At 65.7% G+C, this 18,482-nt stretch carries 13 protein-coding genes and 1 pseudogene; 6 read left to right on the top strand and 8 right to left on the bottom strand.

The window, feature by feature from the left end:
• Positions 1 to 51 precede the first annotated feature (51 nt).
• Both LT988_RS11725 and LT988_RS11720 read right to left on the bottom strand, forming a co-directional pair.
• Positions 52 to 489, bottom strand: coding sequence for a hypothetical protein (locus LT988_RS11725; protein ID WP_232410311.1), 438 nt, complete (start codon positions 487 to 489; stop codon positions 52 to 54).
• Between the two features lie 157 nt (positions 490 to 646).
• On the bottom strand, positions 647 to 964 hold the full coding sequence (locus tag LT988_RS11720) for a hypothetical protein (protein WP_232410310.1): 318 nt from the start codon (positions 962 to 964) through the stop codon (positions 647 to 649).
• An 852-nt stretch (positions 965 to 1,816) separates the two neighbouring features.
• Between LT988_RS11720 and LT988_RS11715 the strand changes: the two genes are divergently transcribed.
• From LT988_RS11715 to LT988_RS11705, 4 genes are read left to right on the top strand one after another with little or no spacing between them, the layout of a single operon-like run.
• Complete coding sequence (locus LT988_RS11715) at positions 1,817 to 2,077, top strand: DUF6364 family protein (RefSeq protein ID WP_232410309.1); 261 nt, start codon at positions 1,817 to 1,819, stop codon at positions 2,075 to 2,077.
• A complete protein-coding gene (locus LT988_RS25565; protein ID WP_408648069.1) occupies positions 2,074 to 2,628 on the top strand; it encodes a PIN domain-containing protein in 555 nt (184 codons plus the stop codon). The genes LT988_RS11715 and LT988_RS25565 overlap by 4 nt, the downstream gene beginning before the upstream one ends.
• Positions 2,625 to 2,867 (top strand): DUF433 domain-containing protein, encoded by a 243-nt coding sequence (locus LT988_RS11710; RefSeq protein ID WP_232410308.1) that lies wholly within the window; start codon positions 2,625 to 2,627, stop codon positions 2,865 to 2,867. Before LT988_RS25565 ends, LT988_RS11710 begins: the two co-directional genes overlap by 4 nt.
• Positions 2,851 to 3,198 (top strand): DUF5615 family PIN-like protein, encoded by a 348-nt coding sequence (locus LT988_RS11705; RefSeq protein ID WP_232410307.1) that lies wholly within the window; start codon positions 2,851 to 2,853, stop codon positions 3,196 to 3,198. The genes LT988_RS11710 and LT988_RS11705 overlap by 17 nt, the downstream gene beginning before the upstream one ends.
• Before the next feature lie 96 nt (positions 3,199 to 3,294).
• Here LT988_RS11705 and LT988_RS11700 read toward each other — a convergent pair whose 3' ends face one another.
• From LT988_RS11700 to LT988_RS11680, 5 genes are all read right to left on the bottom strand, one after another.
• Positions 3,295 to 3,660 carry a hypothetical protein gene (locus tag LT988_RS11700; protein WP_232410306.1) on the bottom strand — a complete coding sequence of 122 codons (366 nt, stop codon included), beginning with the start codon at positions 3,658 to 3,660 and terminating at the stop codon, positions 3,295 to 3,297.
• A gap of 416 nt (positions 3,661 to 4,076) precedes the next feature.
• Positions 4,077 to 4,889 (bottom strand): response regulator transcription factor, encoded by an 813-nt coding sequence (locus LT988_RS11695; RefSeq protein WP_232410305.1) that lies wholly within the window; start codon positions 4,887 to 4,889, stop codon positions 4,077 to 4,079.
• 52 nt (positions 4,890 to 4,941) lie between these two features.
• Positions 4,942 to 5,349 (bottom strand): type II toxin-antitoxin system VapC family toxin, encoded by a 408-nt coding sequence (locus LT988_RS11690; RefSeq protein ID WP_232410304.1) that lies wholly within the window; start codon positions 5,347 to 5,349, stop codon positions 4,942 to 4,944.
• Positions 5,349 to 5,597: a type II toxin-antitoxin system Phd/YefM family antitoxin gene (locus LT988_RS11685; RefSeq protein WP_232410303.1), complete on the bottom strand. Its 249-nt coding sequence runs from the start codon at positions 5,595 to 5,597 to the stop codon at positions 5,349 to 5,351. Before LT988_RS11685 ends, LT988_RS11690 begins: the two co-directional genes overlap by 1 nt.
• Before the next feature lie 291 nt (positions 5,598 to 5,888).
• Positions 5,889 to 6,461, bottom strand: a complete 573-nt coding sequence (locus LT988_RS11680; protein WP_232410302.1) for an REP-associated tyrosine transposase — start codon at positions 6,459 to 6,461, stop codon at positions 5,889 to 5,891.
• Positions 6,462 to 6,823: 362 nt separating this feature from the next.
• Between LT988_RS11680 and LT988_RS11675 the strand changes: the two genes are divergently transcribed.
• Both LT988_RS11675 and LT988_RS11670 read left to right on the top strand, forming a co-directional pair.
• Positions 6,824 to 11,716 carry a transporter substrate-binding domain-containing protein gene (locus LT988_RS11675; protein WP_232410301.1) on the top strand — a complete coding sequence of 1,631 codons (4,893 nt, stop codon included), beginning with the start codon at positions 6,824 to 6,826 and terminating at the stop codon, positions 11,714 to 11,716.
• Between the two features lie 253 nt (positions 11,717 to 11,969).
• Positions 11,970 to 12,254 (top strand): annotated as a pseudogene (locus tag LT988_RS11670) (IS4 family transposase); the annotation flags it as partial.
• 92 nt (positions 12,255 to 12,346) lie between these two features.
• On the opposite strand, the gene LT988_RS11665 reads toward LT988_RS11670, so the two are convergent.
• Positions 12,347 to 18,349, bottom strand: a complete 6,003-nt coding sequence (locus LT988_RS11665; protein ID WP_232410300.1) for a DUF11 domain-containing protein — start codon at positions 18,347 to 18,349, stop codon at positions 12,347 to 12,349.
• Between the last annotated feature and the right edge of the window lie 133 nt (positions 18,350 to 18,482).

Below are 18,482 nucleotides of genomic sequence, written 5' to 3'. Positions count from 1 at the left end.
GCTGGCACCGCAGGCCGACATTGGCGCGGATGCTGTCATGCCGGCGGGCGCTCAGCGGCACTTCGGATGGGTCCCGATGTCATCGGCGCTCACGACGCGGCCAGTGTTATTGTCTTCGCTCAGCTGGACGCATTGGCCGGTCTCGGGGTTGTAGAAGATGCTATACGCCGAGTTTCCCCTGTCGAGGTAGTCCACACTCTTGAAGCCGCGCGAGGTCATCACGTCGAAGGCCTTGATCGAGTCCATGTCCTTCAGATCCGAGATCTTGGCCTTCGACCCGTGGCTGCCCGCGGCGGCCGGGGCTGGCTGGCCGTCCTCGGCGGCGCGGCAGCCCTTCTTGTAGGACTCGCCGTGCTGGTCCTGGTCGTAGCGGCCTTGGGAGCAGTCGTTGTAGCCGCGCTGGTATTCCCGTTCCGAGGCGGTCGAGGCAAAGCCGGCGGGAGCGGCCGCGGTGAGCAGCATGGCGACGGCAACGATGGACATTTTCATGATCGGGTACTCCTGATGGATTGGAATGAAACGGTCGCCGCGGCCCAGCGGCGCCAGACAGAGCATGCAACGCACGCCCGCGTCAATCGGCTTTTAAAATCCGGGCGTTAGGCCAATCAGCAGCGGTCGCAGTCGCGATACACGCTCCCGATGGCGCTCAGCGGCACTTCGGATGCGTGACCTCGTTGAGGGTCATGACCTTGCCCCCACTCGTTTCCAAATCCACGCACTGGCCGGTCTGGCGGTTGTACATGATGAGGTGGGAGAAGCCGCTTTCGGATTGACTGCCGTCGACCGCAACGAAGCCGCGGCTCTCCAGACCGCGCTCCGCGTCCATGTCGCTCCCGATGCGCAGATCGTCGTAGTTGACCGGGGCCTGCATGCCGGCGCCGGAGCGGGTGCTGGACTCCTCGACGCAGGCGGTGAGGGCAACGGCGGCGAGGCCGGCGGCGGCGATCTTCACGAAGGTGTTCATCAAGTCATGCTCTCTATTTCAAGTTTGGGGCGACTTGGATACGGCGGCGCCCCGTTGCGCCTTTGTTTTCGCTAACTGTCGAGCCGCTTCGCGCGGGCTTATCGGATCCCCGGCACGGCGCGTCTATCGGCGAGCCGGCGAGATTTGCGGGGCCATAAGGCCAAGACAAGGTCCGGCGCGTCCGTTGGCGGGTCGGCCCTGACTCCGCTCGATCGACCGCGGAAGATACATCCTGCGTCAGTGGCTGCACGGCTGCCGGAGCAAAAAGTTCGGCAAACCAAACAATTTGTTCGGCCGGCCAACATTCTGGTGGGTTGCGCAGACGTCGCATCCGTGTTTCGGCGCGTGCTGACCCGCCGCGACTCACTGGGAGCGCCGGCTTTCCAGCCGGCTCGCCGTCGACGCGGCTCGATGCCGCGTTGACGGCGTCACGACGGTCGGTCATCACCACCCGCCGCGGCACGGAACGACCACTGCAGATCGCGCACCGGGGGCATCGAGCCCCCGGCGCGCGAGGCCGGCTGGAAAGCCGGCGCTCCCAGTCCTTGCCGGACAGCGACCGTGGCGGGTCTGCCCAACCATTGTTACGCGAAGCACACCCCCTTCCGGCCAAGCAGTTCGGCAAACCAAACAATGTGTGTTCCACCAGCCAACTTTTTTGGCGGCTGTCGGCTCGGGACGGGCGCCCGTAAGGAAACGGGTGGATGTGTTTTCCCGCACCGCGGGCTTCGGCAGCGGCGTCCCGAGCCGCGCTCGCGAAGGGGGAGCGGTGGCGAAGTCGCCAGACCGATTGACGATCCGGCCTGCAATACGTCGCCTTTCTGTAAACTCTTACGTATCTTGGGGTCCACCATGAACACAAAGCTTACCCTCAGCATGGATGCATCGGTCATCGAGCGCGCCAGGCAGGCGGCACTTGCCCGCAACACCAGTGCCTCGGCCATGCTCGCCGGGCTCATCCGCGGGCTCGATGCGCTGGACCACCCGCGTCGCGCCGACTTCATCGGTCCCCTCACTCGGGCCGCAACCGGGCTAGCGGAGCTGGGACCCGGCAGCGCGGACGCCGATCTCCTCGGTGACGCCCTGCGGGAGCGCTACGGCGAAGCCGGGTGAGGATCTTCGTCGACACCAACCTGCTGCTCGACGTCTTGGCAAAGCGCGAGCCCTTCTATGCGGCGGCCGCTCGCGTCTGGACCCTGGCCGAGACCGGCGTCTGCGAGGCGCCGGTCTCGGCCATCAGCTTCAACAATGTCTTCGACATCATTCGCAAGGCGCACGACACAGATTTAATTGAGCCTGGAACCTTTTCTACGGTCGGGAGGCTCCGGCACCGAGCGAGAGGCGGGGTCGTCAGGTCTTGTCTTGACGCATCTCAGCAAAGCTCGCGCGGGACGGAGCGTGTACTCCGTGCCGCACGTTTGTCCGGTGACGTCGGGCCGCATACTAAACCTACCGGACGGGGCGCGTGCCCCGTCGCGCGGCAGGAGCCACGGAGCCGGCGGGGCGTTCGGGCATCCGCTGGGAGGATGCTGCAAAGGGAGGGGCGGCGGACTGGCGGATCGCCCTGCGGGCATTTGCGCCGTCTTCGCAACGCGGATGGCTGCGAGGCGGTCGGCCCTTTTGGTCTAACCTTGGATTCGTTGGCCGAGGAGGAAGAACCATGATCGACTTGAACGAACGGATTGCCATCGACCCGGACGTCCGCGGCGGCAAGCCGTGCATCCGCGGGACCCGTATCACGGTCTATGACATCCTGGAGTATATGGCCGGGGGCATGAGCGAGGAGGAGATCCTGGCGGATTTCCCCAGTCTCAAGGCGGAGGATCTGAGGGCAGTGCTGATGTTCGCGGCCCAGCGGGAGCGGCGGTTGGCGACGGGCGTGCCGCATGAAATTGCTGCTTGACGAGAACCTGAGCCCCAGGCTCCCGGCCCTGTTGGGGGATCTGTATCCGGAGAGCAGCCACGTGGAATTGGTGGGTCTTCGCGGCGCCACGGACACGTTGGTTTGGGAATACGCCAAGGCAGAGGGCTACGTGCTGGTCTCCAAGGACAACGATTTTCGCCAGCGCAGCTTTCAGTACGGCGCCCCACCCAAGGTGGTCTGGCTGAGTGTCGGGAATGCCGGAACGGTCCCCGTCCTTCGACTGTTGCGCGAATCGCGCGAGGAGATCGGACGCTTTGTGGCGTCGGCCGAGGAGGCGCTACTCGTGGTCACCTTGCGGCTGCCGGGTTGAGCCCGCGCGGAACGCGACAGCGGTTCCGCTACCTGCTGGGAGGCTTTGGCGTCGGGCAGGTGGCGGGATGGCGGATCGCCCTGTCGCGCATGCGCCCTACCAGGTCTCCCCAAAGGGCCGCAGGTCGAGCTCGACGGTCCAGGCGGACCTGGGCTGCTGGGTCAGGAAACAGACGCTCTCGGCGACGTCCGCCGGGTGGGCGAAGAAGTCGTTCTCCTTTCCGGGGGCGATGGTGTTGAAGGTGTTGGCGCCGTTGTCGGTGGCCATGCTGACGTTCATGGATTGGCCCTGTCTGGCGCCAAGCAGGTAGTCGATGGTCATGTCGCCTTGGATTCTGCCCTCGATGGTGGCGCTGTCGGCGCCTTTGGCAAAGTGCACGCGCTGGGTGTGGATGCCGCCGGCCAGGGCGGTGGTGGAGACGAGCAGGGCGGCGACCAGGCTGCGGGTGATTAGGCCCGTCATGACGTTGGTCTCGATACAGAGAAGCAAGATGGGTTTGGAGGCGCGCTACCCATCGGCCCCGGGTGGTGTCCGGATGGGCTTCACTGCGCGCTACCGCCCCAACGGGCACGGGCTGGGAGCGCCGGCTTTCCAGCCGGCTCGCCGCCGGCGCGGCTCGATGCCGTGTCGGCGGCGTCTGGGCTGGTAGGAGGGCACTTGTGGGGCCGGCCGGTCAGCGGCGCTTGTGGGTGAATTCCTGGCTCCAGCGCCGCAGGTCGCGAGCCGGGGGCATCCGAGCCCCCGGCGCGCGAGGCCGGCTGGAAAGCCGGCGCTCCCAGTGGACCCGACGCCACGCCGGCGGCGTCTGTGCCATCGGCGAAACTGACACCACAATCCGCCGGGCCCGCGCTGAACGGGCGCGGGCGCTCAGCTTGCCGCTACCCGTGCCGCCTGCGGTACTCCCGCGGCGTCACGCCGAACCGGAGCTTGAACGCCGTGGCGAAGTCCCCTGCCCGATTGAAGCCGACGGCATCGGCGATCTGCTGGACCTGCAGGTCGGTGGTGGCCAGCAGCTCCTGTGCTCGGACCAGGCGCTGCTCGCGCAGGTATTCGAAGGTGCTCATGCCGAGGTGGGTCTGGAACTCGCGGCCGAGCCGCGCCTGGTTGGTGCCGACGCGGTGTGCCAACGCGGTGAGCGAGGGCGGGTCGGCCATCTCGTCGCGCAGGATGTCGATGGCGCGGTAGACGAGACGCAAGCCGGGCTGATCCGCATCCCGAGGATGCGCGTGCTCGCGGCCGGCGGGGGTCGCCTGGCCCTCGCCGGGCGGCTCGACCTGCTCGGCCATGCGCGCGAACAGGTGCCGCTGTTGCAGGTGCGCGCTGACCCGCGCCAGGACCTCGCGATGATCGAAGGGCTTGGTGATGTAGTCCACGCAGCCGGCCTCGAAGCCCTGGAGCTTCTCCGCCGTATCACTGAGCGCGGTGAGGAAGATGACCGGAGTGGTCCGGGTCGCCGGGTCCGCCTTGAGGCGCCGGCAGGTCTCGTAGCCGTCCCAGCCGGGCATCAGGATGTCCAGCAGGATCAGGTCGGGGCTGCCCCGCTCGGCCTTGCGCAGACCATCGGCCCCGTCGCGGGCGATCAGGGTCTCGAAGCCGAGGCCATTCAGCTCGGCGACGATGGCGCGCAGCGCGACGGGCTCGTCGTCGATGATGAGGATTGTGGCCGAGTGGCTCTGCGTTTCGGCTGACATCCACTGCTCCCTCGCGGTCCGGGAAAGGCAAGAAGCGAGACTTGAACGTAGTCTAAGCCTTCTTGCCGGCGGCGACCGCGCCCATGCGCTGAACAGGATAAAGGTCGATCAGCGGGTCGTCGGTCATCAGCAGCAGCGGCTCAGTGCGCGCCTGGGCGATCAGCAGGCGGTCGAACGGATCGCGATGATGAGCCCGCACGTGACGGAGGGCCGCGGCATGGACGGCGGATATCGGCAGTTCGCGAAAGCCGGTTTCCAGTGCGGCGCGATGGACCGCATCCGGCTCTACGTCGAAATCCGGGCGGTCGAGGGCGCGCTTGATCGCGATCTCCCAGATGTTGACGGCGCTGAAGAAGACCTGGTGCTCGGGCGATTCCAGCACGTCTCTGTACGCCGCATCGAGTCGCGCGGGCTGCAATAGGGCCCACAGCAGGATGTGGGTGTCGGTCAGCACCCGCATCAGCGGCCCTCGACGGCGTCGATGAACTCATCCGGGGTCTCCGGGATCGGCGGCGCATGCTCGTCGGGCAGCTTGAAGCGGCCCTCCAGGCGGCCGAGCATCCGCCGCTGTGGTGCGTCACCGACCAGCACCAGGCGGACGATCGGCTTGCCCGCGCGGGCGATGACGGCCTCGCCGCCGGCCTCTACCTGTTCGATGAGCCGAGACAGCTGTGACTTGGCCTCGTGGATGTTGAACTGCGTCTGCATGGTTGGTCTCTGGTTAGCTAAGCGGAGGTTAGCCTTGCACGGCTGCCGAGACAAGGGTGGCGGCGCCAGCCGGCCTAGTGGGAGCGCCGGCTTTCCAGCCGGCTCGCCGTCGACGCGGCTTGATGCCGCGTTGACGGCGTTAGGGCGGTCGGTCGATCGCCACCCGTTGCGGCACGGGACGACCGCTGCAGGTCGCGCACCGGGGGCATCGAGCCCCCGGTGCGCGAAGCCGGCTGGAAAGCCGGCGCTCCCAGTCCAGCCGGCGCTTCCTGCAACCTTGGCAGTCGCGATTCAGCCGTCGCCGTCGCTGAATCCGGCGCTGCCGAAGGGCCAATCGGCTGGATTCTTCGCGAGCCCCGCCTTGACCGGGTTGTGAGCGATGTAGCGCGTCACCGCGGCCAAGTGGGCATCGTCGCGGATGTAGCGGTCGTAGTAGTCTCGCTGCCAGAACGCCCCGCTGCGGCCGAGCAGTGTATTCGCCCGTCGGGCCGTGAAGCCTTTCCAAGACTGCACAACGCCGGGCAGCGGAAAGCCGCGCTTGGTCTCGATCAACGCGTGGGTGTGATTCGGCATCACGACCCAGGCCAGGAGCCGATAGCGCGCACCGTCGAAATGGAGTAGGGCATCTTGGACCTGGGTGGCGATCTCTGGCCGGCGCAGCCAGCAGGCGCCGTGGCCCGCATCCAGATAGGCCTCGATGCGCCGGTAACGCTCAGCCTCGTCATCGGCGGTCTCTGCCGCGAGGCGATGCAGGACCGCCGCCGGCAGCGAATCGCTCAAGCGAAAGGTGATGAATTGGAGTAGACCCGGCAGGTCCAGATGCGGCAGATAGCCGCGGGAATGCCAACCCCTTGGCTCGACCATGCGCTTGGCTCCTGTTTGCTGGGCTGGGACCGCCGGTCGACTGGTAGCGCCGCCCGACTGGGCGCGCCGGCTTTCCAGCCGGCTCACCGTCGACGCGGCTCGATGCCGCGGCGACGGCGTCAGGGCGGCGGTCTATCACCACCTGTTGCGGCACGGGACGACCGCCGCAGATCGCGAGGCCGGCTGGAAAGCCGGCGCTCCCGGTAAAGCCGGCGCTCCCAGTCTAGCCGGCGTCACGCCTCCGGTCGCGTTATGATCTCGGCAGCCTTGCCGGCTGGAGCCGATCCCTGCCGATCGCCCGCCGCGAGCGACGTCAACCGAGCACCGGCCTCGCCGGGAACCGCGACAAACAATCAGACGACGTGTATCCGACTAGAGCACTTCCGCTACTGCTGACGCTGCTGTGCTGGCTGCCCGCGCTCCAGGCCGCCGCGGTCCAGCGCGTCGAGCTGACGCAGTCAGAACACGATTGGCTAGCCGCCAATCCGCGCATCCTGCTCGGCAGCGATGCTGGCTGGCGCCCCTTCGTCTGGCGCGAGAATGACGGCAGCGCCGCCGGCATCGAGGCCGATTTAATCGCACGCATCAACGCCTTGACCGGGGCCAATATCCAGCTGGTCTTGGGCGAGTGGGCCGACATGGTGGCACGCGCCGAGGCTGGCGAGCTGCATGGCCTGGCGGCCTCCGCCCGCCATGCCGAGCGAGCGAAGCGCTTCCTGTTCAGCGCGAGTCCCTACAGCACGCACAAGTTCATCTTCACGCGCCCGGGCCGCCCCATCGCGTCGATGGATGACCTGTCGGGGCAGCGCGTCGGGGTGCTGCGCGGCAACCTGTCCGACCTGAAGCTACTCGACGCCTGGCCGGCCATCGTGCAGGTGGGGTTCGACAGCCCCTTGGCGCTGGCGGTCGCGGTGCAGAATGGCGATGTGGATGCGGCCATCTCCAGCGCCAACCTGCAGTGGATCGCGACCGAGAACATGCTGCCGGACCTGCACCTCGCGTTTGCGGTGCCCGGCAGCAGGCTCGACCTGCGCTATTCCATCCTCAAACAGCATGCCCCGCTGCTCGGCATCATCGAAAAGGCGCTGAAGGCCATCGACCCGGTCGAGATGATGGAGATCCTGCGCAAGTGGGGCAACGAGGAACAGCCGAACATCACCCTCAGCGAGGATGAGCGCGCCTGGCTTGCGGAGAAGCACAGCGTCCGCGTGCGTATCGGCGAGCACCCACCATGGGAGATCAACAAGCCCGGCGCCGATGGCATGGCGGTCGACTACCTTCGGCTCATCGCCGAGCTGTTCGACATCGATTTCCGCTTCATTCCCGCCGATGACTCCTGGGCCGAGGGGTTCGAGGACATGGCCGCTGCGCACCGTCACTACGATTTGCTACCGGCCGCCAAACGGACCTACGAACGTTTGGCGACACTGGCCATGAGCGAGGACTACCTGTCCTCGCCCTGGACGATCTTCACGCGCAAGGACACACGCGACATTCACACGCTGAACGACCTGCGCGGAAGGACAGTCGCCGTCGAACGTGGCTATGTCATGCACGGCCTGTTGGAAAGCGCTGAACCCGCCATCGACTTGTCCGTCAAGGACAGCACCAAAGACGCGCTGCTGGCAGTGTCGACCGGCGCTGCCGATGCCTATGTCGGCAACCTTCTGGTCACCGATTACCTGATGCAGGCCCAAGGCATCACCAATCTCAGGATTGCCGGCCCCACCCCCTTCGGCGAGCACAAGCAGGCGATGGTCACGCGCAAGGAATGGGCCCCGCTGATTTCGCTCATCGACAAGGGACTGAACGCCATCACGGCTGACCAGCACATCGCCATTCGTCAGCACTGGCTGACCTCGGTGGCCTATGGCGGGATACAGGCACCGCTGGATCTCAGCGACGAAGAACGTGCCTGGGTCGCGGCCAATCCGACCATCCGGGTCGGCGCCTACCCGCTGCCGCCCTACATCCAGGAGCAGAAAGGCCGGGTGGACGGTTATCTGGTCGAGCTGATGCGGGCCATCGCGGCACGCGCCGGGCTGCGCCCCGAGTTTCACTTCCTGACGCTGGCGCAGGTGAAGGAAGGCACCGAACGGGGCACGCTCGATGTCACCCTGGCGGTGAATCCCACCCCGGAGCGCGCGCGTGTCCTGTTCTTCTCCCAAAGCAGCGCCGAGTTCACCCTCAGCATCTTCGCCCGCAAAGAGGTTCGGGATATCAAGGACGTGGAGTCCCTGGCCGGCAAGATCCTGGCGACGTATCCCGGATATTCCTGGAACGAGCGGTTTCCCGAGTATCTGCCGGAGACGCGGATCATCACCGCGACCGACGCTGAAGGGATGTTCCGCCTGGTCGCGACCGGCCAGGCGGACGCCGCTATCAGCGAGACAGAGTCCGGCAAGGCCCTACTGCGCCGCGCGCTCCTCACCGATGTCGAGCCCAAGGCGACTGCCGTGTTCGATGGCCAACGCAGCCGTCGCGGGCACTATTTCGGGGTCACCAGGCAAGCGCCGCTGCTGGCGTCGATTCTGGACAAATCCTTCGCGGCGATGCCGGAAGCCGAAAAGCAGCGCATCTGGGAGCGCTGGTTTGCGCGGAAGACGGGCATTGGCGACGTCGATCTCGACGCCGCGGAGCGTGCCTACCTGGATTCGACGGTCTTCCGCCGCGCCCTCGCCTCGGCGTGGATCCCGTTCGACTTTGCCGCTGCCGACGGCGCGCCGACGGGTGTGGCCGAGGACTACTGGCGGCTGATCCGGGACAAGCTCGGCCTGCGCGAGACCGGCGCCGAGCGGCAACCCTTCAGCGACATCCTGGCGGCCATGGAGCGGGGCGACATCGACCTCTACGCCGCCACGACGCGCACGGCGGACCGCGAGCGCTTCGCACTGTTCTCCGACCCCTACGAGCGCTATCCCATCGCCGTCGCGGGCGCGGCGAATGCAGGCATCTACGCCGGCACCGCGTCCTTGGAGGGCCGGCGCGTCGCCGTGGGCCGGGACTACAGCGCCCACCACCTGCTGAAGGCCCAGTCCCCGGGGATCGACTTCGTGCTGGTGGATGACACGCGCGCGGCCTTGGAGGCGGTCGCGGCCGGCCGGGCCGAGGCCGCAGTCGACATCTTGCCGGTGCTGCATCAGCAGATCGAGGGCTTCCCGCCGGGACGGGTGAAGCTCATCGGGGTCACGGACGTGCAATTCCAGCTCGAGGTCATGGTGAGCAGGCGCAACGCCGCCTTGCTGCCGCTGATCAATCGTGCCATCGCCGCGATTACCCCGGAGGAGCGCGCCGAGATTCACAACACCTGGCTGCTGCGCGACCTGGTCACCGCCCCCGACTACAGGCTACTGTGGCAGGTGTTTGCAGCGGCGCTGCTGATCTTCGCGACCATGCTGTATTGGAACCACCGCCTGCGTCGCGAGGTGGGGCGGCGCAAACAGGCGGAGACCGCGTTGCTGCACGCCAAGGACAGTGCCGACCGGGCCAACCGCGCTAAGGGCAACTTCCTGGCCAACATGAGCCATGAAATCCGCACCCCGCTGAACGCCGTCATCGGTTTCACCCGCCTGTCCCTGGAGACCCAACCCGCGCCGGCGCTGCGCGAGTACCTGCGCAAGATCGATCTCTCGGCCCACACCCTGCTGGCGCTGATCAACGACATCCTCGATCTGTCCCGCATCGAGGCCGACAAGCTGCACCCGCGGCGCGAGCCGTTGGATCTCGACGCGATCTTCACGCGGATACGGGCAATGGTGGAGCAGCAGGCCACAGACAAGGGGCTCGAGCTGCGCATCGAGGGGCCGGCGGAGCCGGTCGGCACCCTGCTCGGCGACGAGCTCCGCCTCACACAAGTGCTGTTGAACCTGCTCGGCAACGCGGTCAAGTTCACCGTTCGGGGCACGGTGACGCTGGCGGCCCAGGTGGAGGACGAGAACGAGGCCGAGCTGCGGCTGACGTTCAGGGTCGCCGACACCGGTATCGGCATCCCCGAGGCGCGCCGTGCCGAGCTGTTCGAGGCCTTCACCCAGCTCGACAACGCTAGCAGCCGCAGCCACGGCGGCAGCGGCCTGGGACTCGCCATCAGCGCGCGCCTGGTCGCCCTGATGGGGGGGCGGTTGGAGGTGGAGTCCGTCGAGGGCAAGGGCAGCCGCTTCTGGTTCAGCCTGGCATTCCCCAGGGCCGTGGAGGCGGCCGAGAAGGCGGCGCCGGTGCCGGCGCCGGCGCCGGAGACACTGCGGGGTGTCCGGGTGCTGGTGGCCGAGGACGACCCGGTCAGCCAGGTGCTGGTCCATGATCTGTTGAGCAGGCGCGGCTTGGAGGTCACCTTGGCCGCCACCGGTGCCGAAGCGGTCGATGCGGCGGCCCGCGGTGACGTCGACATCGTGCTCATGGACGTCCGCATGCCGGAGATGGACGGACTGGAGGCATGTCGACGCATCCGCGCGCTGCCGAACGGGAGGTTGCCCATCATCGCGCTGACTGCGAACGCGTTTGTCGGGGAGCGCGAGCGTTGTCTGGCCGCGGGCATGGACGGCTACCTCACCAAGCCGCTGGAGCCGCAAACCCTCTATGCCGAGCTGTGCCACCGGCTGCGAACCGCCACCGAAGCGATCGAGGTCCCGCCTCGGGCGTCTGCCGCGCTCGCCGAAGCGCCGCCCCTGCCCGGTTTCGATGCGGCCAACGTGCAGCGCTGGCTGGACTTGGCTCCGGACGGCTGGCGCAGCATGGTGCGGGCCTTCCTCGCAGAGTACCCCGAGGCGGCAACCGCCATCGGAACCGCCTTGGACGCCGGGGATCGGTCGCGGGCCGGCGAGCTTCTGCATCGCCTCCGCGGGGCCGCGGGAGCGATTGGCGCGGAGGACCTGACCGCGGCGGCCGAGCGCCTGGAGCGGGCCGTCGCAAGCGAGGGCTCCGTCGATGCCGACTCGAGGGCCTGCTTCTTCGCCAGTGCGGAGGCGGCCCTCGCGGTGCTCTCGGAGCTGCAGACTCCGCCGGAAGAGCAGACATCCGCCGACGGAGTCGAGCCGGGGTGTGCGGAACGGCACCGGCGCGTCGGCGAGCTGGAAGCACTGCTGGAGGCGGGAAATACCCGCGCGCTCGACCACTTGCCCTGGCTGGAGCGCTGGGCCGAGACGCAGGGCCCCGGGAAGGCTCGGGAGCTGCTGCGGCAGATCGAGGGGCTGGACTTCCCGGCGGCACTCGAAATCCTGCGCGGGCTGGGAGAGGGCGTTTTCGCCAATCCTCGACAATAGCGGTGGCACCAAATGGCAGATCCAGCGAGGACTCATCTGACAAAAAGTCGCGGAACAACGTGAGCGACAACAGGTGTCGACGGCGTGGACAAGCTTTGCAGGCCGTTCTGCAGGTGTTTCAACCGAGGCGATGACAGGTCTGGTGAGAATCGCGGACCGGAGCAGGCCGGGTTTTTCCGTCAGCCGTTTCTCGACAGACAGGGTGTTCTCCCTCGAGCGGCATCGCGACTGCACCCGCAGGCACATGGCGGGCGTGGAGGCGTTGCAGTTGAGCACCCTTGAACGGCTCGAGCGCGCCTTGGCCTTGTTTCTGATCGTCGCCTTGCGCATCGCGCAGCTGATGCGCTTGGGGCGGATCCTGCTGGACCTGGACTCCGAGCTGTTCTTTGCGCCCGAAGAGTGGCAGGCCGCCTAGATCCTCTCCAAGAAACCTTTGCCCAAAACGCCGCCGCGCCTGAACACCGTCGTCCGACTGATCGCCGGCCTCGTCGAATTTCTCGGGCGCAAGGGTGACGGCGAACCGAGCGTGAAGACGATTTAGCTCGGTCTGCCACGCGTTACGGACTTCGCCGCGGGGCTCAGATATGCGCGACAGCTTCATGGATCATGAGATGTATGTAACAGGATGGTTTAGACGCCCCGTTTCCTAAGAAGCGCGACCCCAAATACCCCGAGCAAGAGCATCAGAAGTAGGAGGGCCGTCCGCGACGCCGAGGGCACCGGCGTTGGCGTTTGCATTGGAGGAGTGCCGTTGTAGTAGTTTCTGGAGATGCTATTGACGGGTGGTCCGGTTGGCGGCCTGCCGATCGCTGTGGCTCGGTTTGCGTAGGCTCCCAGGATCGCGACACCACGGGCACTGCACGTCATGGACTCGCTCGGCGTGAGGCTCGCTTGCGGACAGCTGATGGCGTTCACGTCGAGTTCATCGTCGACTACCGAAACATCAAGGCTGACGTCCCCGGTATTGGTGACGCGGTATTCCCAGGCGACATCCGTACCTGCTACGAGCGTCGGCCCGGGCTCACTGGTAGCGGCCATGCCGTTCGTGGTCTTCTCGAGCAAAATGCTCGGCCGCGTGCCGAAATAGTGACTAGGATCTTGGTCAGTGACATTCTGGCCGGTCGGTGGCGCACCGCTGGCGGTGGCAATGTTCACATACTGACCAGAGATGGGCGACGCGACTGCGCTGCAGGTCGTGGTCGCGCCCACCGCCAGATCCGAATCGTTGCAGCTTACCGGCCCCAATATGTCATCGTCGACGCCAACCCCGGTCAGCGGTAGGTTCCCGTCATTCGTGACGATGTAGATCCAGGACACCGCGCTTCCAGATGCGACGGTTGGCCCTGGCGGGTCGTCGGCGTCCTCGCCCAACGTGAGCTTCTCCACGCGGATCGACGGATTGGAGCCAAAGTAATGACTGGTATCCGAGGTGCTCACCGGTATGCCGATCGGCGGTGTGCCGATCGTGGTTGCCGCGTTGCCATACTGCCCAGCGGCCGCGGTGCCGCTGGCCGTGCAGGTCATGGAAGTACCGGCTGCGAGCGTGTTTTGAGGGCAAGTCACTGTCACACCCCGATCATCGCTGACCTGGACGTCCGTGAGCGTGACATTGCCGGTATTGCTGACTTCGTAGGTCCAAGTCACCGGATCACCGACCGCGATGTACGGGCCGGGAGCGGTCTTCGCGTCCTCTCCGTTCGTCCGCTTGACTAGCGTGATGCTCGGAACGGCGCCGAAGTAGTGGCTCGAGTCCGTCGGTGTGAGCGGTGCACCGGTGGGCGGTCGGCCCGTGGCAGTGGCGGTATTCTGATAAGGCCCGGCAGTGGCGGTGTCGCTTGCGTTACAGGTCATGGACTCGCCGACCGCAAGAGTGGTCCGCGGACAGCTCGGCGTGACGTTCGGGTCGTTGTCCGACACGCCCACATCGGTGAGCGGCAGGTTGCCGGTGTTGGTGAGGAGATAGGTCCATGTGACCGGGCTACCGACCAGAATCATCGGACCCGGAGCCGTATCGGCATCGTCACCGTTGGTGCGCTTCTCGACCGTCATCCCTGGCTGATTACCGAAATAGTGACTCTTGTCACGATCCTGGATCAACCCACCGGTCTCCGTGGTGCCAACCGCCGTCGCGATGTTCTCGTATTGACCGGGTAAGGCTGCATTGGTGAATGCCCTGTAGGTCGCGCTGCTGCCGGGCGGCAGGAACGGGATGATCCCGATATCACCAATCGTGTCGTCGGTGACCAGGATATCCGTCAGATTCTCGCTGCCCGTGTTAGTGACGACATACTCCCAATCCACTCGGTCACCAACCGGGATCCCCGGGCCGGTCGGATCGTCGGCGTCCTCGCCATTGGTCGCCTTTTCGATGTCGATGCCGGCCTCGATACCGAAGTAGTGGCTCGGGTCGCGGGCGACGATGGACGGTCCCGCTGGCGGCCGCGCCGTGACCGTGGCAATGTTTTGGTACTGGCCCGGACGCGCCGTGCCCGTGACTGTGCAGGTCATCGCGTCGCCAGCAACAAGCGTGGTGGCTGGACAGGTTCCGACGACCCCAAGACTGCTATCCGTGAGCTCGATATTGCTCAAGGTGTCGTTTCCAGTGTTGGTGATCAGGTAGGTCCAGGTCACCGTATCACCGACCTCAATGCGCGGTCCCGGGGCGCTGTCGGCGTCCTCGCCGTTCGTCGATTTCTGCAAGCTAATCTCGGGACGCGCACCGAAGTAATGGCTCTTGTCCGGGGTGCGCACTGGCGGACCCACCGGCGGTGTGCCAGTGACCGTTGCGGTGTTTTCGTACGGGCCGATGGTCGCAACACCCACCTTGGTGCAGATCATCGATGCACCGGGCGCTAACGTGGTTTGCGGACAGGTGACAGCGCCCAGCTTGTCGTCCTCGACGACAACGCTCAGGTCCTCGTTGCCCGTGTTCTCGACGATGTAGGTCCAGGTCACCGGGTCGCCCTCGAGGATCCGAGGCCCCGGAGCGGTGTCGGCGTCGACACCGTTGGTGCGCTTCGCCAAGCGCAGGCTTGGGCTGCCACCAAAATAGTGGCTCGGGTCGGTGTCTGTCACGTCCGGGCCGGACGGGGGCGTGCCAGTCGCCGTGGCGGTGTTCTCGTACTGCCCGGCCACCGCAGTTCCCTGCGCCACACAGGTCATGATTTCACCGGCGGCCAGGGTCGTCTTCGGGCAGGTGATTGCCCCCAGAACATCGTCGTTCACGGCCACCGAAGTCAGAATCTGGTTGCCGATGTTCTCGACGATGTAGGTCCAGGTCACCGAGTCACCCTCGGGGATGGTCGGACCCGGGGCGCTGTCGGCGTCGCTCTGGTTTGTCAACTTCTCGATATCAATTCCCGGGTCACCGCCGAAGTAGCGGCTGGTGTCGGTCGAGGTCACCTCGGGGCCAACCGGTGGGACGCCGGTCGCCGTGACGCTGTTCTCGTATTGGCCAGCCACGGCCGTACCTGTTACCACGCAGAGCATGGACTCACCGACGGCCAGCGAGGTCTGCTCGCAGTTGGCGGTGATGTCGCCGAATTGGTCGTCGACAACGGTGACGGGATTGAGCTCCTCGTTGCCGGTGTTAAACACCAGATAGCGCCAAGTCACTGGGTCGTTGACTGGTATCGCGGGGCCGGTTCCGGCGCTCACATCGAACCCGTTGGTGGTTTTCTCGACGTGAATGCCCGGACTGCCGCCAAAATAGTGGCTGGGATCGGTGGCCGTAACGGTGCGCCCGCCTGGAGTTCTGCCGCTCGCGGTTCCGATGTTTGCGTATTGCCCGGCCACCGCCGTGCCACTCGCCGTGCAGGTCATCGAAGCGCCCGCCGCGAGCATGGTCTGCGGACAGGAGACGATGAGGCCTTGGTCGTCCACGACGCTCACGCTGGACAGGGCTGTAGCGCCGGCATTGGTGACCAAGTAGGTCCAAGTCACGGAATCGCCGACATCAATGCGCGGCCCCGGTGCACTATCTGCATCGACGCCGTTGGTTGATTTCTCAATCGCGATACCGCTGGCAACGCCGTTGTAGTGGCTCGGGTCTTGGTCTGTCACTGGGCTACCGACAGGTGGCGTGCCGCTTACTGAGCCTAGATTGGCGTATTGCCCGTTGCTGGCCGTGCCGCTTGCGGTACAGACCTGCACCTCGTTCGGGGTCAGCTCCGACGCCTCCGGTGGGCAGGTCACGGTGACGCCCCGATCGTCGGTCACGCTCACGTCGCTAAGAATGAGGTTGCCGGTGTTTCGGATCGTGTAGGTCCACTGGACCGCGCTGCCTATCTCGATCGTCGGTCCCGGCGCCGAATCGGCGTCGTTGCCGTTGGTCGCCTTTTCGATATCGATGCTCGCTTGGCCGCCGAAATAGTGGCTTGGATCCTGATCCGTCACCGTGGTCCCGGCACTGGTCGCCGTCACCGTCGCCGTATTCGAGTACTGGCCGGCTTGTGCCGATCCAGTTCGGATACAGGTGGTCGACGCGCCGATCGCGAGGGATGTGACTGGGCAGGAGACGGCGCCAAGGCGGTCGTCGACCAGCCGAATATCTTCGAGAGGCGTATTACCGCTATTCGTCACCTGATAGGTCCAGGTCACGGCTGCCCCAAGCGCGAGCTGCGGACCAGGTGCAGTGTCGGCGTCTACGCCATTGGTCTGTTTCTCGAGATCGATCGCGGGAGAACAGACCAAGGGGCGCCGGTCCTGGAGGTCGATCGGGTCGTCGGAGGTGACCGGGAAACGCACCTCGCCCTCGTTCAGGAAGTCCGCATCGCAGTCGCCGCGCGACACGTCGATCAGGACGTCGAATCGGAAGGTCGCCGCCCGGTTGCCATCCAGAGGGGCCAGGTTGTTGACGCCGGCGCCATCAAGCGGGAACGGTGTTCCGCTGGCATCGTCTGGCACGGGCACGACCGCTTGTCCGTCATCCGGTTGGTAAGTGGTCGTCCCGTTGGAGTACCTTGCCGTTGCCGGTAGTGCGTCCTGAAGGTTGAACGCGTCAACCGGCAACGTCACCGGGGAGTTGTTGGAGATACGAACCGCGTAGCGGATGGTGTCGCCCGGGCTGAAATTGCCGTCGCCGTCGGCGTCGATCAGGAGTGATGCGAACTTCGTCGCTGCGATAATCGGCAAGGGCGGGATCAAGGTCCCCATGTCGAGTCCTTGCTCGTCGTTCGACCTAGACCGATCCGGGTCTTGTCCCCAGGCGGCGACAAAGGGCGCACGCTCGTCGCAAGTGTAGATTCGGGCGCCGGTCATGTCCTCGTCGGTCGGATCGACCAGCTGCAGCGACTCAAGGGCATCCACCACGTGGGTCTCGTCCGCGCCCGCGCCACCCGGGCAACTGGCGGGCGCCCCATCTCGGTTCACGTAGATGGTCGTGTCCGCCGACGGCGTGACCCACACCACACTGCGGCTGCTGTTGCACGCAACAGTGCCCGGATCCTTGCAGCCGAGTCCCAGGCCGACGAGTGCCTGAGTGGAGAGCTCCTTGCGTGGCTCGAGCGTGTACCCCCAATCGTAGATCGCGCCGCCGTAGTCGATGATCGAGACGGCCGCGAACCGACCGCCCGGGTCGTTGGTGAATACGTGCACTCCGGAGCCCTCCGGGATGCGCTGGCTCGATCGAGTGGTCTCTCCCGGCCGCAAGCGGTAAGTCCCGCAGCTGCCACCGTTGATCCGACACTCGACGGTGACATCGGTGACCCCGGGATTATGGAGGTAGAGCCAGGTGGTGCCCGAATCGCGACCCTTGTTCACGGTGCCCACCGGCCCGAAATAGTCGCTGCTAAGGCGAGAAGTCGCCGTCAGCGTAAACCACCGCGTCGCATAGCTCGAGCCGATTTCGCCGGTGATCAGATCGGCGTGTATGTTCTTGTCGCAGTTAACCGTGCCGCCGGGATGCACGCCCTTAACCACAACCGTCTCACCTTGGTCGAGCATGTAGACCACGTTGTCGCCGGTCCGTGACGGATCAGGATCGAAAACGCACCGCGTTCTGTCCGTCTCCGCCATCGCATAGAAGGCGGTGTAGGTAAACATGCTGCCGCTTGTCGGCGTATTCACCCCGATCGGGGCGACGTAGGAGGTTCCCCAACGACTGGTTGGAAATGCCTCCATTGCGCCCGCTTGCAGGGCTACCGGGCCGGTTGGGAATGCAGCACGTGTCATCACCACAGGAAAGCTTGCGACGACCTTATCCGCCCCGTCGAATCGTTCGACGCTCACGTTGCGAGGAAGTACGACTTCGTTATCGAGCGAAATGACATCGCCAGCCCCGAGCAAGTCATTCGGATAACCTGGTGCAATGCCGTTCGTAAGGTCCCCGTCACCCCAGACCTGGGTTGTGCCCTGGGCCGGGTTGCTCGGATCGGGCTCGTAGCCATCCTCTTGGTGGTCGTAGACGATCTCGGTTCCGCCCGCCGAGATGACCAGGGAGATGAGCGTGCGTATCGGACTTCGCGGGCGCAAGCAGCTCCGGCAGCCGACGACAAGGTCCTCGAAAGTATGCAGCAATTGCTGCTCAGGCAACGGCACGTAGTACGTCTGGACCGGAATCACGGCCCATGCGGGGCGCGCTGACGCGAGTGAAAGAAGCACCAGGGATGCGAGACCGATGGGAAACACTTTCATAGGAACATTTCCATGTAGCCATCTGCGAACAGGCGCAGAAAGAAAAAACCGTGATTCGATCGCCGGCCATGATCGATGGGGGTTCGGCTTTTGGTACGGCGTCGAAGAGTGCCGGATCTCCTAGAGGTTCTTT

It is taken from the genome of Thiocapsa bogorovii (genome assembly GCF_021228795.1).
Lineage (GTDB): Bacteria > Pseudomonadota > Gammaproteobacteria > Chromatiales > Chromatiaceae > Thiocapsa > Thiocapsa bogorovii.
This window is presented reverse-complemented; position numbering and strand designations above follow the sequence as displayed.

Coding starts and splice junctions, on each gene's coding strand:
- LT988_RS11725 (WP_232410311.1), bottom strand. CDS start 489: ATGAAAATGTCCATCGTTGCCGTCGCCATGCTGCTCACCGCGGCCGCT.
- LT988_RS11720 (WP_232410310.1), bottom strand. CDS start 964: ATGAACACCTTCGTGAAGATCGCCGCCGCCGGCCTCGCCGCCGTTGCC.
- LT988_RS11715 (WP_232410309.1), top strand. CDS start 1,817: ATGAACACAAAGCTTACCCTCAGCATGGATGCATCGGTCATCGAGCGC.
- LT988_RS11710 (WP_232410308.1), top strand. CDS start 2,625: ATGATCGACTTGAACGAACGGATTGCCATCGACCCGGACGTCCGCGGC.
- LT988_RS11705 (WP_232410307.1), top strand. CDS start 2,851: ATGAAATTGCTGCTTGACGAGAACCTGAGCCCCAGGCTCCCGGCCCTG.
- LT988_RS11700 (WP_232410306.1), bottom strand. CDS start 3,660: ATGACGGGCCTAATCACCCGCAGCCTGGTCGCCGCCCTGCTCGTCTCC.
- LT988_RS11695 (WP_232410305.1), bottom strand. CDS start 4,889: ATGTCAGCCGAAACGCAGAGCCACTCGGCCACAATCCTCATCATCGAC.
- LT988_RS11690 (WP_232410304.1), bottom strand. CDS start 5,349: ATGCGGGTGCTGACCGACACCCACATCCTGCTGTGGGCCCTATTGCAG.
- LT988_RS11685 (WP_232410303.1), bottom strand. CDS start 5,597: ATGCAGACGCAGTTCAACATCCACGAGGCCAAGTCACAGCTGTCTCGG.
- LT988_RS11680 (WP_232410302.1), bottom strand. CDS start 6,461: ATGGTCGAGCCAAGGGGTTGGCATTCCCGCGGCTATCTGCCGCATCTG.
- LT988_RS11665 (WP_232410300.1), bottom strand. CDS start 18,349: ATGAAAGTGTTTCCCATCGGTCTCGCATCCCTGGTGCTTCTTTCACTC.